This window comes from Saccharothrix australiensis, assembly GCF_003634935.1.
GTDB lineage: Bacteria > Actinomycetota > Actinomycetes > Mycobacteriales > Pseudonocardiaceae > Actinosynnema > Actinosynnema australiense.
On sequence record NZ_RBXO01000001.1, the window covers coordinates 3,685,440 to 3,698,616 of the forward strand.

A 13,177-nucleotide genomic window follows, 5' to 3' on the forward strand; every position below is an offset into this window, starting at 1 on the left:
CACGCGGAGGGCGCTCGGCGGGCGGTCGGGTCCCGCCGAGGCGCACCGGTTCGCCTCGGCGGGACGTGCCGCGGGTCAGCGGGTGCAGCGGATGGCGGCGTTGGCCGCGTAGTAGCCGGGCGCGAGCCGGTAGGACTCGGCGTACAGCAGGACGCACTGCTCGTTGAGGTAGCCGCTGATCAGCGCGCTGCGGCGGGCCGCCTGCTCGGCGTCCCGCTTGGCCTCGCGCGGGCTGTTCTCGTGCGCGGAGCCGGTGAAGACCTGCGTCTCCTGCGCGCGGACGTCGGCGTGCGCCACCGCCGGCGCGAGCGCGGCGAGGGCGGCGAGAGCCACGGCAACGCCACCTCGGACGATCGTCGGGATCATGTCGGTAGTCCTCTCTCGGTGTGGTTCAGCTCTCGGTGTGGTTCAGCGCCGGCAGAACAAGCTCGCGGAGGCCGCGTGCACGCCACCTCCGACCGACCTGACGTCGGTCGCGCGGACGTGGCACAGGTCGGCCGACCAGCCGGCCGAACGGGCGACCGCGTAGGCCATCCGGACCGCGCCGTCCACCGCCTGGGACGGCGAGGTGCCGAGCCCGCTGCCGGTGAACGTGCTCACCTCAGCTGACGCCGGCGCGGCCAGTGCGGTCACCGCCCCCATCGCGAGGAGGGTCGCGCACAGGAATTTCCGCATCGTTCGTCCTCTCCCGGCCGTCAGCCGAGACCGGCCGACACCCGCGTGCTCGTTCATCTCAGCTAACATCGCACCGGACCGTAGATCGACGTGCGCGGCGTGTCAATCCCAGGTGAATGAGAATCAGCTGTACGTTCATCTCAGCTAGTGGAGCGAGGATGTCCGAGGAACGAGTGACCACGCTCGCCGACCGGATCGACCGCCTGTTCCAGGTGGTGCGCCGGCCCAACGGCGAACAGCACAGCCACGAGGAGGTGGCCCGCGCGTGCCGGGAGAGCACCGGCGAGTCGTTCTCGGCCGCCTACCTGTGGCAGCTCCGGACCGGGCGCAGGGACAACCCGACCAAGCGCCACCTGGAGGCGTTGGCGGCGTTCTTCCAGGTGCCTGCCGCGTACTTCTTCGACGACGAGCAGGGCCGGGTCATCGCCGAGGAACTGGAGCTGCTGGCCGCGCTGCGCAAGAGCGCGGTGCGCGACCTGGCGCTGCGGGCGGTGACGCTGTCCGAGGAGGGGCTCGGCACCGTCACCGACATCGTGGAGGCCATCGGTCGCCGTGAAGCGATGCGCAAGCGGGGTGACTAGCTTGTTCGGCAGGGGGAGCGCGCTCTGGCGCCGGTGCGAGCGGATCGCGTCCGGGGTGGACTTACCGGACCCGTTCGACGAGGCCGGGTTCCTCGCCGGGCTCGCGGAGCGCCGGGGCAGGCCGATCGAGCTGGTGGCGCTCGCCGCCTGGTCCGGCGCGCAGTGCGGCCTGGTCGTGGCCACCGACCGGGCGGACTACGTGTTCGTCACGGCCGACACGAGCCCGCTGCACCAGCGGCACATCGTGCTGCACGAGGCCGGGCACCTGCTCTGCGGGCACACCGGGGGCGGTGCGCTGCCCGACGCCGTGGCCGCCTCGCTCACCCCGAACCTGTCGGTCGAGCTGGTGCGGCGGGTGCTCGGCCGCACGACCTACGACCGCGGCCAGGAGCGGGAGGCCGAGCTGGTCGCGTCGCTGATCATGCGCCGGGTCGACGCGGGCGCGGACGCGCCGCCGGACCGGCTCCGGTCGGCGTTCGGGTCGTGATCAGCTGCCTGGCCGCCGCGCTGCTGGTGCTGGTCGGCGCGGTGCACCGGGTCACCTCGCGCGGCACCGGCCGTCGGCACCTGACGGCGTTCTTCCTCAGCATGGCCGCGGCGCTGCTGATCTCGGCCGCGCCGGTGGTCCGGCTGGTCGGCGACGAACTGGTGTGCCGCTTCGCCACCAACCTGCTCCAGTTGGCGGCGGTGCGGTCGCTGGTCCGGCTGGCCCGCGGCACCCGCGACCCCGAACCGCGCACGGCGCGGTGGCCGCTGGTGGCGTGCTGGCTGGTGCTGTCCCTGTGCTGCCTGGACTTCGCGCCGCACCGGGCCGAGGTCGCCACCGACGCGTTCCGGTGGCGGCCCAGCGTCGTGGCCTACCAGGTCGTGCTCACCGCGTACCCGGTCGGCTGCCTGGTGGTGTTCATGCGCACGCTCGCCGCGAGCGCCGCCGACCGGCCGGCCGGGACGTTCCGCACCGGTCTCCGCGTCATCGTCGCGGCGGCGGCGGCCACGATCGGGTGGGGCGTGTTCTCCGGGCTGCCGTCGCTGTGGCTGGCGGTCACCGACCTCGCCGCGGCCGACTTCCTGCCGCACGCCAGGGTCTGCGGCCTCGTCGCGGTGGTGCTGTGGGTGGTGGGCGCGGCGCTGACCACGTGGGAGGGCGCGGCCAGGCTCGTGCGGACCCGGCGCGACATCCGGGCGGTGACCCCGCTGTGGCGTGCGCTGGTCGCGGCCCAGCCGCAGATCGCGCTGCCCGCGCGGCACGACTGGGCCTTCACCCGGTACCGCAGGCTGATCGAGATCCGCGACGGGCTGCTGGCCCTGCGCGCCCACGTGCCGCCGCACCTCGCGGACTGGCTGACGAGCCCGGTCGACGCGCCCACCCGCGCCGCGGCCGAGGTGGCCGCGGCCCTGGTCATGCGCGACGCCGGGCGGACCTGGCCCCGGCGGCCGACCGCCGCCGCCACCACGCCGCCCAGCGTGGACGCCGAAGCCGACTGGCTGGCGGCGGTGTCGTCGGCGTTCCGGCGCTCGCCGGTGGTGCGGGAGGTGCGGCGCCGGGCCCGGCTGGACGCGGAGCGCGGTCACCTCGCCGGCGAGCCGCCGCCGTCCTGACGCGGTGGCGCATCGGTCCCGCGCGGTGGCAGGCGGGCCGGGAGAGCCCTCGGCGGCGCGACCGGCCGCGCCTCCGGTGGTGTCGCCCGGCCGCACCTCCCGCGGTGTGACCGGGGACACCGCGCGACGGCGCAGCGCCGGTCGACCCCCGGCCTCATACAGTGCATGACGCAAGCCCCACTGCGACCGGCGGAGGCGTTGGCCCTGGGCGACACCTCCGGGAGCGGCCCACCCGAAGCGGCTGACGCGGAACTCTGGCTCCGGATCGCCGACGACGGGCCGGACGCCCACGCGGCCTTCACCGAGCTGTTCCAGCGCCACGCCGAGGCGGTCTGGAACTACGCCTACCGGTTGACGGCGTCCTGGAGCCAGGCCGACGACCTGCTGTCCACGACGTTCCTCAACGCCTGGCGCACCCGCGGCCGGGCCGTGCTCGCGCGGGACTCGGCGCGTCCCTGGCTGTTCACCGTCACCGCGCGCCTCGCCCGCGACCAGCGCCGCGCCGGCGCACGCCTCGCGGCCGTGGTGCAGCGGCTCTCCCGCGCGGCACCGGGTCACGACCACGCCGACGCCGTGGCGGACGGCGATCTCGCCGAGCGCCGGCTGCGCCGCGTGCTGGAGGCCGTCGACCACCTGCCGCGCGCCGAGCGGGAAGTCGTCCGGCTGTGCCTGCTGGGCGAGGTCTCCACCGGCGACGCGGCCCGGCTGCTCGGCATCGCCGAGGCCAGCGTCCGCTCCCGGACGTCCCGCGCCCGCGCCCGGTTGCGCGCGCTGATCGGAGAGGACCCCGATGCCTGACCTGGACCTGCCGCCCCGCCGGTCGCTGCCCGACGGCGTCCGCGACACCGCGCTGCTGCGCCTGCGCGCCGGCTTCGACGAAGACCGCCGACCGCGCCACCTCCCGCTGAAGGCCGCCGCCGTCCTCGCGGTCGTCGCGACGGCGACCACCCTGGTGGTGCAGGCCGCGAACCGCCCGGCGGTGTCGCCCGGTCGGAGCGGCCCGGAGGTGGCGGAGCTGCCGCTGCCCATCGCCGCCGAGCACTACGACCTGCGCGAGGGCACCGCACCGGAGGGCGCGGCGCAGCGCTGCCACGCCGGGTCGAGCGGCCTGCCGCCTGTCGAGCGCTGGGACGCGATCGCCACGGCGTCACTGTTCCGAGTGGACCTGATGGCGTTCAAGACCCCTGCGGGCACCGTGTTCTGCGAGACGACACCCGCGTCGGTCACCGTGTCGGCGCCGCAGGCCGACCCCGGTTCGCTCACGCTGTCGTTCCGGACCGCCACGGGCTCGATGGCGGGTTTCGGCGGCACCGACCCCCGTCCGTTCGTGCTCCGCGACCGCGCCGACGAGTCCGGCCGGGAAGCGCTCGCGGCGCGCTCCGGGCGGGTCTTCCTGACACCGGCCGGGTTCGTCGCCGAGGCGGTGGGCGCGCAGCCGGAGGTGCCCGGTGGCGAGCCCGGCCGGCGCACGGAGCTGATCCCGCCGCCTCCGTCGACGGCGGTGGTCGACCGGCCGGCCACCGCCCACGAGCGCGTCAGCGTCGAAGGTCGCCGGCTGGGGGAGTGCCTGGCGGGCAGCGCGACACCGGTCCCGGACCCCGCGGCCTGGCGGGCCGGCCTGTCCGCGCGGCTGACCGCGACCGACTCCGTGCAGCTGGGCCACTACCGGGGCCTGTTGCTGGTGTGCCACGAGAACGGCAGCGTGTCGATCAGCGACCTCGACCGCGTCGACGCCGAGGAGCGGGCGGGGTCGGTGTGGGTCGGCGACACCCTGCGCGCGGTGCGGGTGTCCTACGGCTTCGTCGAGGACTCGCCGAGCCCGACCAGCGTCGCCCTGATCGCCGAGGTGACCGACCCGCGCGTGGCGACGGTGACCGCGGCGGTCGCGGGCAGGCTCGACGTGACGGCCAAGCCGGTGACGGGCTCCGCGGTCATCACCGGCCTGCGACCGGACGGCGCAGGACCGACCGAGGTGACGCTGACCGCCAGGGACGCCACCGGTGCCGTGCTGGAGGAACTCCGGCGGAACCTGTGAACCGGGCCTCCGGCACCGCGTAGCGCACCGCCCCGCCCGGCTCGCACCGCCCCGCCCGGCTCGCACCGCCCGACCGGCGCGGTGCCAGCCGGGCGGGGCGGTGTCCCGTCCCGCGCGACTCGTGGATCGCCTCGGCGCTCGGCCTGATCGCGGGCGCAACCCGTCCGCCGCGCCGGCGTCCCGGCCCTACCGCACGCCCTGCAACCTCTGCTGGGCCGCCTTGGCGGCCAGGATCGGCAGGAAGCCGTGGACCTTGGCGCGTGCGGCCAGCTGCCGGTACGCCTCGACCACGGTCTCGCGGACGACCTGGTAGTCGATGCCGCCCGCCAGGCGACGGGTCACCTCCTCCGCGGCCTGGTCCAACTGGACCTCGATCCGGGTGTGCAGGTCATGCGGGTCACGCACCTCGTGCCCGTCGAGCTTGTCGACCATCGCAGTTCCTCCTGCCACGTGCGCAGGCGCACGGCGGACCAGCCGCCGCCACCTTCGCCGATCCACGAACCTGGCGCAGGGGATCGACCCTAGAGACGAACACCCGGCGAAGGCAGTCTGGATTTCCGGTGAAGGAAAGCGCATCATGCGCCGTTCCGGAACGGCCGGTCGCCCGTCCGCGCCGTGTTGGTGCTTTCGGGTTGTTTCGCGCGATCCGGTGAAACGAGGCCGTCCGCGGCGCGATCAGTCGGCATGAGGCCGAAACAGGGCGACGTCCCACCCGACCGCCGGACCGGGCACCACCCACTTCGCCCGCCGGTGGCCCCGACGGGCGCGGTCGCGCTTCCGGCCTTCGCGCGGGGTGAAGGCCGGGAGCGGTCGCCGGGGCGGAGGGCGTGCTCGCGTCGGTGAGGATCGCGTAGCGGTCGGTGGTGGCGGCGCCATCCCGCTGTCGGGCGGTTGTCGACCGCCGGTGGCCACTTGGCCGAGGGACGCACCGGCGCACCGCCCGGACCGCGAGCGGGCACGTCACCGCCCGGTCGTCCCGGCTCCTCAACGGCCCGGCTGGGCGATCCCGGCACCACGCGGACGCGCCTCCGCCTCGCCGGCGCTGCGGTCCGGTTGCCCCCGGTCCCACCAGGCGGTGTCCTGCGGCACCTCGCGAGCGAGCAGTTCGAGCGCGTGGTGGGAGGGTGATCCGGCCGGGGCGGTGAAGACGATCAGGGTCTGCTCGGGTGAGCCGGTGACGTCGAGCGACTGCTGCGTCAGCGTCACCGGCCCGACCAGCGGGTGCCGCAGCTCGTAGGCGGCGGCGTCGCAGGCGCGGATGCGGTGGTCGGCCCAGATCGCGGCGAACTCGGGGCTCCGCACGGACAGCTCGCCGATCAGCGCGGCCAGCGGCGCGTCGTCCGGGTGGCGGCCGACCGCGAGGCGCAGGTGGGCGACCAGGGCGCGGGCCTTGCGCGGCCAGTCCGCGTACAGCTCGCGGACGTGCGGGTCGAGGAAGACCAGCCGGGCCGTGTTGGGCCGGTCCGCGGCGCGGTCCGGGCTCGTCGGGTCGAGGTGGCCCGCGAGCAGGGCGTGGCCGAGCGGGTTCCACGCGAGGACGTCGGTGCGCCTGCCCTGCACGAGGGCGGGCACCCCGCCCATGAGCCGGAGCAGTTCGCGGGTGGCCGCGGTGACCTTCTCCGGTCTGGGGCGGGTCGCCCGGCGGGGCTTCTCCTCGGCGAGGCGGCGGAGGTGGTCGCGCTCGTTCGGGTCGAGGCGCAGCGCGGTGGCGATGGCGTCCAGCACGGCGGGCGACGCGCCGCGCGACTGCCCCTGCTCCAGGCGCGTGTAGTAGGACGCGCTGACGCCCGCGAGCAGGGCCAGTTCCTCGCGCCGCAGCCCCGGCACCCGGCGGCGCGGGCCCCGCGCGGCCAGCCCGACGTCCGCCGGCCGCACCTGCGCCCGGCGCGCTCGGAGGAATTCGCCGAGCCGTCCTGGACCACCCATGCCGTCGAGTATGTGGGGACGCCGGGTGGCCCAGCCACACCCTGCCAGGGGTGGGATGACGCCGGGCTGGTGGCGGTGCCGGACCGGTCGGCAGGGTCGGGAGCCATGCGACGGGTGGTGCGGGAGCGGGGCAGCCGGAAGTGGTGGGCGCTGACCGGGGTCGGCATCGTCAGCTTCCTCGGGTGCGTGGACCTGACGATCGTCAGCACGGCCGCCCCGGAGATCGGGAGGGACCTGCGGACGACGGTGGCGCAGACGCAGTTGGTCGTCAACGTCTTCGTGGTCGCGCTGTCGGCGTTCATGGTGGCGGCGGGCCGGCTGGCCGACGTCTTCGGCCGCCGCAAGGTGTTCCAGCTCGGCACCGCGCTGTTCGGGCTGGCGTCGCTCGGCGCGGGCTGCGCGACGGACTTCCGGCTCCTGGTGCTCTTCCGGTTCCTCCAGGGCGCGGCGTGCGCGGTGCTCTACACGAGTTCCAGCACGATCGTGTCCGACGCGTTCCCGGCGGCCCGGCGGGGGAAGGCGATCGGCACGCTGTTCGCGGTCAACGGTTTCGGCCTGGCGGTGGGTCCGGTGCTCGGCGGGGTGCTGGTCGGGGCGCTGGACTGGCACTGGATCTTCCTCGTCAACGTGCCGGCGGTCCTGTCGGCCCTGGGCATCTGCGCGTTCAGCGTGACCGAGTCGCGCGGTGCCGCCGTCCGGCCGGACTGGCCGGGGGTGGCGCTGCTCGCCGTCGGCGTCTCGGGGCTGGTGTTCGGCCTGACGTTCAACGACACCTTCGGCTGGGGCTCCTGGCAGGTGTGCGGCGCGCTGGCCGTCGGGGCGGTGGCGCTGGTGGCGTTCGTGCTCGTCGACCGGGCGGCGGAGCACCCGCTGATCCCGTTCGGGCTGTTCGGCGACCGGCTGTTCCTCGGCGCGGTGGTCGCGGAGTCCGCGCTCGGCTTCTTCTACACCACCGCGCTGTTCCTCATGCCGCTGTACCTGGGTGTCGTGCGCCACCACGACGACACGGCGGTCGGCCTGCTGATGCTGCCCGCCACGGCCACCGTCGCGGTGCTCTCACCGGTGGTGGGCCGCGTGGTGGACCGGGTCGGCCCGCTTCCGGTGCTGTCGTTCGGGTTCGCCGCGTTCGCGGTGTCGGCGTTCTGCCAGTCCCGGTTGGACGCAGGCAGCGGGATCGGCGTGGTCGTCCTCGCGTTCGTCCTCATGGGAGTGGGGTGGGCCACCGTGCTCGGGCCGGCGGCGGTCGCGGCGCTGTCCTCGGCTCCGCCCCGGCTGTCCGGGCTGGCGGTCGGCGCGAGTTGGACGTTCCACAACTTCGGCGGCGCGGTCGGGCTCGCGGCGGGGATGTCGGTGTTCCGGGCGTTCGGCGGCGAGACGCGGTTCGAGGCCGGTCACCACGCGGCGATGCTGCTGCTCGTCGGCAGCTCGGTGGCCGCGCTCGCCGTGATCGTCGCTGTGGGACGCGGCGCGTTCGGGCGCTGGAACGGGGTGCGGCCAGTCGGTGGCTGAGGACGTCCGGGCGGCGGGAGTGGTTGCGGGGAGCCGAATCCAACGGTCCGCACCCGGTGCGTCGGACCGCGGACGCGACCCCGGCATCACCTGCTCGCGGCGGTACGGGCACCCTTGTCACCGGCCCTGTCGTCCCCACGCGGGTCCGCACGCCCACCACCGAGGACGGACACATGACGCTGCCCTACGAGCCCGACGACGACCAGGCCGCCGACCGCTACATCAACGCCGCGCTGCGCGGCCGCGACGCCGAGGCGTGGCGGCTGCTGGCCGCCGACACCCACGTCGAGCAGACCGACCGGGTGATCCGGGCGATGCTCGACCGGATCGCGGTGGCGCGCGCGCACCGCACGGCCGAGCGCGCGACCGCGCGTGCGCGGGTGTCGGCAGGCGAGATCACCGAGGCCGAGTACCGGCGCGAGGCGGCCGAGGAAGCCGCACGGGCCACGAAGACCGCGCACTTCGAGACGTTGCTGCGCGAGCACCACCGGCTGATCGCGCAGGCCGCGCGCCGCCTGCGCGGCGACGACGTGCGCGACGAGCTGGCGGACCTGGTGCTCGCCCTGGGCACCGCCATCGACGCCCACCGGTCGGCCGTGCTCGCCGCCGGCGTCGAGCCCAGCGCGGCCGACCGGGCGTTGTGGGAGCGGTTGAGCGCGCTGGAGGTGCCCGGCACGCCCGGTGGCGCGGGGCGCACGTCGGTGGAGGAGCTGGTCGGGCGCCACGCGACGCGGCAGGACGACTTCGGGCGCGTGCTGGCCGGGATCATCCTGGACGTGGCGGGTGATGCGGCGTCGGTGTCGCGTGCCGCGTTGCTGCCCGCGTGGAAGAGGGCGGTCGCGCCGGTCCTGGCGTCCGGGGAGAGGGCGGAGTTCGCGGCCAAGGGCAAGGGCTCGTTGGTGACGGAGAAGCTGCGCAAGGCGTTGGGGCACTTGGAGCGGAAGGGACTGGTCAGGCGTTCGGAGTCGCCCGACGGGCAGCGACTGGACGTACTCGACCGGCCGGGTCTGGTGGAGCTGGCCGGCGGGCGGGAGCCGTGACGGGTGCGCCGCACCGGCCTCGGCCCGTCCGGTGACGCCGCCGAGGCCGGTGCCGACCGGTGGAGCGCGCCGCGGCGCTGTGCGCGCCCGTGGTGCGGTGCGCGGTCACGTCCTGGTCAGGAAGCCGGCGTCGAGCAGTCGGTCGGTCATCGCCAGGATGTCGCGGTGTGCCAGGGCCGGGTCGATGTCGTAGTGGGCGGCGTAGTGCTCGGCGGCGTCGTCGGGGGTCTGTCCGGAGAGGAGCCTGCGCAGGGTGTCGACCCCGGTGTGGTTGAGCTGCCAGTAGTCGCCGGTGCGCTGGTTGAGCAGGACGGCGCCGTCGTCGGTCTCCGCGCTGAGCGCGTCGTGGTGCAGCCGCAGTATCCCGGCGGTGCGCTCGCGGCAGGTGCTGCCCGGCGTCGGCGGGCCGACGGTGATCAGCGGGACGTAGTAGCCGTCGGGCAGCGGTTCGTCGATCATCCGGCCTTCGGCCTCCACCCAGGCGTGCGCGCCGAACGGCGTCGTGCGCGCACCCAGGCGCCAGGTGGGCCACGTGCCCCGCGCACGGCACAGCAACGCCGTCGCGATCGACCGTTGCAGGCATCCGTTGACGGCGCAGCGGAGGCTGCTCGCGACGACCGCCTCGCGGGCGGCGGACGCCTGCGCGGCCGTCGCCGCGCGGGCACCGCGACTGGCCAGCGCCAGCACCGCGCGCAACACCTTCGGCGGCAGGCGGGTGAGCGGCGCGGCGACCGCGACGGCCGCCAGGGCCGACAGCCGGGTGCGCGGGGCGAGCCGCACCCGCTCGGGTGGGGCGTAGGGCGTGCTCATCTCGGACCTCCCTCGGTCAACCCACCGGGAACCGGGTGTCGGTGGGCGGTGGGCCGGTCGGCACCGGGTCCGCGGGCCGGACGGCGCGGGTTTCGCGCACCCACATCTCGCAGCCGAGCGTCATCTCCAGGTTCGGCGACACGTCGTCGAGCGCGGTGCCCTGTTGGGCGTACAGGCCGGCGCGCAACGCGTCGACGTCGATCAGCCCGCGTGCGGCGAGCGCCGAGTCCGCGAACAGGTCGAGCAGGTCGGGGATGTGGCGGTGCTGGGCGCGGAGGACCAGTTCCTCGTAGTCGCCCTTGGTGCGCCGGTCGAGGACGGCGGCCGGCACGCGGCCGCGCATCGCCTCCGCCAGCAGGGGCTTGTAGCGCCAGGGGTCGTTCCGCTCGTGCGGTCGGACCGCCAGCGCGGCCTCCACGACCCGGTCGTCCAGGAAGGGCAGGTCGAGGCGCAGCCCCTCGGCGGCGTGGTCGCGTACCACCTGCCGCAGCACCGGTCCGGCGGAACGCAGGCAGCTCAGCGTTTCGTGCCGACCGCGGTCGCCCGCCGCCGGCACGGCTTCGGCGGCGACCTCGCGCAGCACCCGGCGCGCCGTGCCCACCGCGTCGGCGGTGGCCCACGGCGAACGGCTCAACGGGTCGGCCCAGCCCAGGCGCGGGTTGTCCGGCGGCGGTGGCGGGCCGGTGAGGGAGTCGGCACTGTCGCGCCACCACGAGCGCACGTCGCGGTGGTCCAGGAGCGCGCGCAGGGTGGGCAGCAGCGGCCACCGGCCCAGCGCGAGGTGCACGCGCAGGTGCTTCAGCGCCGTCAGCGGCCGACGCCGGATCAGGGTGTGCAGGTAGGCGGCGCCGCCGGTGAACAACTCGTCGGCGCCGTGCCCGGCCAGGTGCAGGGTGGCGCCGTGCCCGACGAGCCACCGCACCTGGAACCGGGTGCCGTTCAGACCCCGGACGAAGGCGTGCGGCGCTTCGGTGTCGGGCAGCGAGTACGGCGGCGCGAACACCGGCGGACCGTCGTCGTCCAGCAGTTCGAGGTGCTCGGCCCGGTCCAGCGCTCGCGCCGCTTCCGCCGCGTAGCGCGGGTCGTCGTTGGTCGCGCCGCCCTCGGTCCGGCGGAAGGTGAGCAGGTCGGGCGTGTGCTCGGCGGCGAGGAAGCACAGCGAGGTGGAGTCCATCCCGCCGGAGAGGTCGGCGGACAGCCGCCCGTGCGCCGGCCTCCGCCACGCCACGGCCTCCCGCAACGCCTCGCGCACCCGTCGGGCGCCGACGCGCAGCGGGAGGACCGGGTCCGGCGGCGTCCACCAGCGGACGGTGCCCGCGCGGTCGGGCGCGAGGTCGAGGTAGCGGTCCGGCGGGACCCGGTGCACCCCGCGCCACCAAGCGCGCTCGCTCAGCGGCGGCACCAGCGGCCCGCACGCGACGTGCACCGCGAGCAGGTCCTCGTCCGGCTCGGCACCGATCATCGCGGCCAGCGCGTCCGCCCGGTCGCTCGCGACGGTCACGCCGTCCAGGCGGGCGGTGAACACCGGCCGCGAACCCGTGGCGGTGCCCTGGAAGCGGACGCGCCCGGCGACCGAGGCCACCAGGTGCGCGCTGCCCGGCAACGTCCGGGCCAAGGCGTCCAGGTCGGCCGGTCGACCCACCCGGCGCGCCGCCTCGGCCAGGCGGGCGGAGTCGACCGGGCAGCGCCCGAACGCGGCGATCCGCACGTCGCCCGCACCGCCCACCACCAGCTCGTCCGCCGCCCACCGCCCGACCAGCCACGGCCGCCCGGACGGGTGCGCGACCACCTGGGGCGCGCGGTGCGGCACCCGTCGGCTCGCGCGCTCCCCGCCCGGTGAGTCCGGCAGGACGACGAGGCTGTCGGTCAGCCCGTACATGAACGACCTCGCTGTCATCGACCGCACTCCCGGCGGGATGCGCCGGGAGTGCGGTGTCGTCACACGTATGACCCGTCGTGCGACGGGCAAGGGACTTGGGGGCGGCCGTTGCTCGTCAACGTGGCCGGTAACCCTCGCGGCCGTTGTCCCGCTTACCCTTCTTGTACGCGCCGAAGGTGTCGCGGGCGAACTGGCCCGCCTTGGCCGCCACGGGCGGCACGTAGCGCTCAGGTCGTGTTTCCACGCTGGTCTCCCTGCTGGATCGGATGGTCCGGCCGACCATCGCCTGCGCCTCCACGATGGGGCGGACCCCGGTGCGCGGCAACGCTCCTGCCGACGACCACCCGTCCGACTACCCGACCGGGCGAGCAGCGCCTCGGACGAACCCGTTCCGTGTGAGGTCGCCCCGGGACCGGCGAACCGGGCGAGCCGCGCCGCCTCATCGTCCGGTCCGGACGATGTCGCGCCGCCTGTCGGGGCTCGTGCCGGCCGGGACTCGGCGATACCGGTGCCCGTGGTGTACGGTACGGTTTCGTACACTACGGAGCGAGGTCGATGATGAGGGGCGAGGCGCGCGAGCGGGCCATCCTCGACGCCACCACGGACCTGGTGGGCGAGGTCGGCTACCAGGCGCTGACCGTCGACGCGGTGGCCGCGCGGGCACGCGCCAGCAAGGCCACGATCTACCGCCGCTGGCGCAACAAGGCGGAGCTGGTGAAGGCGGCGCTGGACGCCTACGACGCCGGCTTCAACCTGGTCATCCCCGACACCGGTGAGCTGCGCGGCGACCTCGTCGCGGTGCTGGCAGCCCTGCGGGACAAGGCGACCGACCGCTACCTCGCCCTGCTCAACGCGCTGATCAGCGCCGCCAGGTACGACCCGGCGCTGGCCGCCGCGCTGCACGAGCACCAGGAGGACGACGAGCTGTCGCCCTTCACGGCCTGCCTGCGGCGCGCGGTCGCCCGCGGCGAGGCGCCCGCCGACGTCGACACCACGCTGGTGCACGACGTCGCCGAGGCGCTCATCCTGCGGCAGCTCACCATCGACCGGCCGTTCGACGACGCGTTCATCGAGCGGGTCGTCGACCGCGTGCTGCTGCCGCTGATCAACTCCTGAACGGATG

At 75.3% G+C, this 13,177-nt stretch carries 15 protein-coding genes; 8 read left to right on the forward strand and 7 right to left on the reverse strand.

Translation table 11 applies throughout. The features are described 5' to 3' along the window. Positions 1-75 precede the first annotated feature (75 nt). Complete coding sequence (locus C8E97_RS15965) at positions 76-333, reverse strand: hypothetical protein (protein WP_211347033.1); 258 nt, start codon at positions 331-333, stop codon at positions 76-78. 75 nt (positions 334-408) lie between these two features. Further along, the gene (locus C8E97_RS15970) at positions 409-675 is read right to left on the reverse strand and encodes a hypothetical protein (protein ID WP_211347034.1); all 267 of its coding nucleotides are present in this window, start codon (positions 673-675) and stop codon (positions 409-411) included. 158 nt (positions 676-833) lie between these two features. On the opposite strand from C8E97_RS15970, the gene C8E97_RS15975 reads away from it, so the two are divergent. The 5 genes from C8E97_RS15975 (at position 834) to C8E97_RS15995 (ending at position 4,890) form a co-directional block, all read left to right on the forward strand. Continuing rightward, positions 834-1,256: an XRE family transcriptional regulator gene (locus C8E97_RS15975; protein ID WP_121006329.1), complete on the forward strand. Its 423-nt coding sequence runs from the start codon at positions 834-836 to the stop codon at positions 1,254-1,256. Between the two features lie 55 nt (positions 1,257-1,311). After that, the gene (locus tag C8E97_RS15980) at positions 1,312-1,743 is read left to right on the forward strand and encodes a hypothetical protein (protein ID WP_246018920.1); all 432 of its coding nucleotides are present in this window, start codon (positions 1,312-1,314) and stop codon (positions 1,741-1,743) included. Then, a complete protein-coding gene (locus C8E97_RS15985) occupies positions 1,740-2,855 on the forward strand; it encodes an MAB_1171c family putative transporter (RefSeq protein ID WP_121006333.1) in 1,116 nt (371 codons plus the stop codon). The genes C8E97_RS15980 and C8E97_RS15985 overlap by 4 nt, the downstream gene beginning before the upstream one ends. A gap of 165 nt (positions 2,856-3,020) precedes the next feature. After that, entirely contained in the window at positions 3,021-3,653 is a 633-nt protein-coding gene (locus C8E97_RS15990; RefSeq protein WP_121006335.1) for an RNA polymerase sigma factor, read from the forward strand. Further along, positions 3,646-4,890 (forward strand): hypothetical protein, encoded by a 1,245-nt coding sequence (locus C8E97_RS15995; protein ID WP_121006337.1) that lies wholly within the window; start codon positions 3,646-3,648, stop codon positions 4,888-4,890. Before C8E97_RS15990 ends, C8E97_RS15995 begins: the two co-directional genes overlap by 8 nt. A 186-nt stretch (positions 4,891-5,076) precedes the next feature. Here C8E97_RS15995 and C8E97_RS16000 read toward each other — a convergent pair whose 3' ends face one another. Further along, positions 5,077-5,322, reverse strand: a complete 246-nt coding sequence (locus C8E97_RS16000) for a three-helix bundle dimerization domain-containing protein (RefSeq protein ID WP_121006339.1) — start codon at positions 5,320-5,322, stop codon at positions 5,077-5,079. Between the two features lie 552 nt (positions 5,323-5,874). After that, complete coding sequence (locus C8E97_RS16005) at positions 5,875-6,816, reverse strand: helix-turn-helix domain-containing protein (RefSeq protein ID WP_121006341.1); 942 nt, start codon at positions 6,814-6,816, stop codon at positions 5,875-5,877. A 105-nt stretch (positions 6,817-6,921) separates the two neighbouring features. Between C8E97_RS16005 and C8E97_RS16010 the strand changes: the two genes are divergently transcribed. Together C8E97_RS16010 and C8E97_RS16015 are read left to right on the forward strand one after the other, a co-directional pair. Continuing rightward, entirely contained in the window at positions 6,922-8,325 is a 1,404-nt protein-coding gene (locus tag C8E97_RS16010) for an MFS transporter (RefSeq protein WP_121006343.1), read from the forward strand. 173 nt (positions 8,326-8,498) lie between these two features. Then, positions 8,499-9,365: a hypothetical protein gene (locus C8E97_RS16015; RefSeq protein ID WP_121006345.1), complete on the forward strand. Its 867-nt coding sequence runs from the start codon at positions 8,499-8,501 to the stop codon at positions 9,363-9,365. Positions 9,366-9,470: 105 nt separating this feature from the next. Here C8E97_RS16015 and C8E97_RS36065 read toward each other — a convergent pair whose 3' ends face one another. From C8E97_RS36065 to C8E97_RS36500, 3 genes are all read right to left on the reverse strand, one after another. Continuing rightward, entirely contained in the window at positions 9,471-10,175 is a 705-nt protein-coding gene (locus C8E97_RS36065; RefSeq protein ID WP_121006347.1) for a lasso peptide biosynthesis PqqD family chaperone, read from the reverse strand. Between the two features lie 16 nt (positions 10,176-10,191). Continuing rightward, positions 10,192-12,072, reverse strand: a complete 1,881-nt coding sequence (locus tag C8E97_RS16025) for an asparagine synthase-related protein (RefSeq protein WP_211347035.1) — start codon at positions 12,070-12,072, stop codon at positions 10,192-10,194. 97 nt (positions 12,073-12,169) lie between these two features. Next, complete coding sequence (locus tag C8E97_RS36500; RefSeq protein ID WP_281275425.1) at positions 12,170-12,298, reverse strand: hypothetical protein; 129 nt, start codon at positions 12,296-12,298, stop codon at positions 12,170-12,172. 311 nt (positions 12,299-12,609) lie between these two features. On the opposite strand from C8E97_RS36500, the gene C8E97_RS16035 reads away from it, so the two are divergent. Further along, positions 12,610-13,170: a TetR/AcrR family transcriptional regulator gene (locus tag C8E97_RS16035; RefSeq protein ID WP_121006351.1), complete on the forward strand. Its 561-nt coding sequence runs from the start codon at positions 12,610-12,612 to the stop codon at positions 13,168-13,170. Positions 13,171-13,177: the final 7 nt, after the last annotated feature.

What these genes read in the sequence shown, in the direction of transcription:
- C8E97_RS15990 (WP_121006335.1), top strand. Translation starts at nt 3,021, where the DNA reads ATGACGCAAGCCCCACTGCGACCGGCGGAGGCGTTGGCCCTGGGCGAC.
- C8E97_RS16010 (WP_121006343.1), top strand. Translation starts at nt 6,922, where the DNA reads ATGCGACGGGTGGTGCGGGAGCGGGGCAGCCGGAAGTGGTGGGCGCTG.
- C8E97_RS15970 (WP_211347034.1), bottom strand. Translation starts at nt 675, where the DNA reads ATGCGGAAATTCCTGTGCGCGACCCTCCTCGCGATGGGGGCGGTGACC.
- C8E97_RS15975 (WP_121006329.1), top strand. Translation starts at nt 834, where the DNA reads ATGTCCGAGGAACGAGTGACCACGCTCGCCGACCGGATCGACCGCCTG.
- C8E97_RS15995 (WP_121006337.1), top strand. Translation starts at nt 3,646, where the DNA reads ATGCCTGACCTGGACCTGCCGCCCCGCCGGTCGCTGCCCGACGGCGTC.
- C8E97_RS36065 (WP_121006347.1), bottom strand. Translation starts at nt 10,175, where the DNA reads ATGAGCACGCCCTACGCCCCACCCGAGCGGGTGCGGCTCGCCCCGCGC.
- C8E97_RS16015 (WP_121006345.1), top strand. Translation starts at nt 8,499, where the DNA reads ATGACGCTGCCCTACGAGCCCGACGACGACCAGGCCGCCGACCGCTAC.
- C8E97_RS16025 (WP_211347035.1), bottom strand. Translation starts at nt 12,072, where the DNA reads ATGACAGCGAGGTCGTTCATGTACGGGCTGACCGACAGCCTCGTCGTC.
- C8E97_RS16005 (WP_121006341.1), bottom strand. Translation starts at nt 6,816, where the DNA reads ATGGGTGGTCCAGGACGGCTCGGCGAATTCCTCCGAGCGCGCCGGGCG.
- C8E97_RS16035 (WP_121006351.1), top strand. Translation starts at nt 12,610, where the DNA reads ATGATGAGGGGCGAGGCGCGCGAGCGGGCCATCCTCGACGCCACCACG.
- C8E97_RS16000 (WP_121006339.1), bottom strand. Translation starts at nt 5,322, where the DNA reads ATGGTCGACAAGCTCGACGGGCACGAGGTGCGTGACCCGCATGACCTG.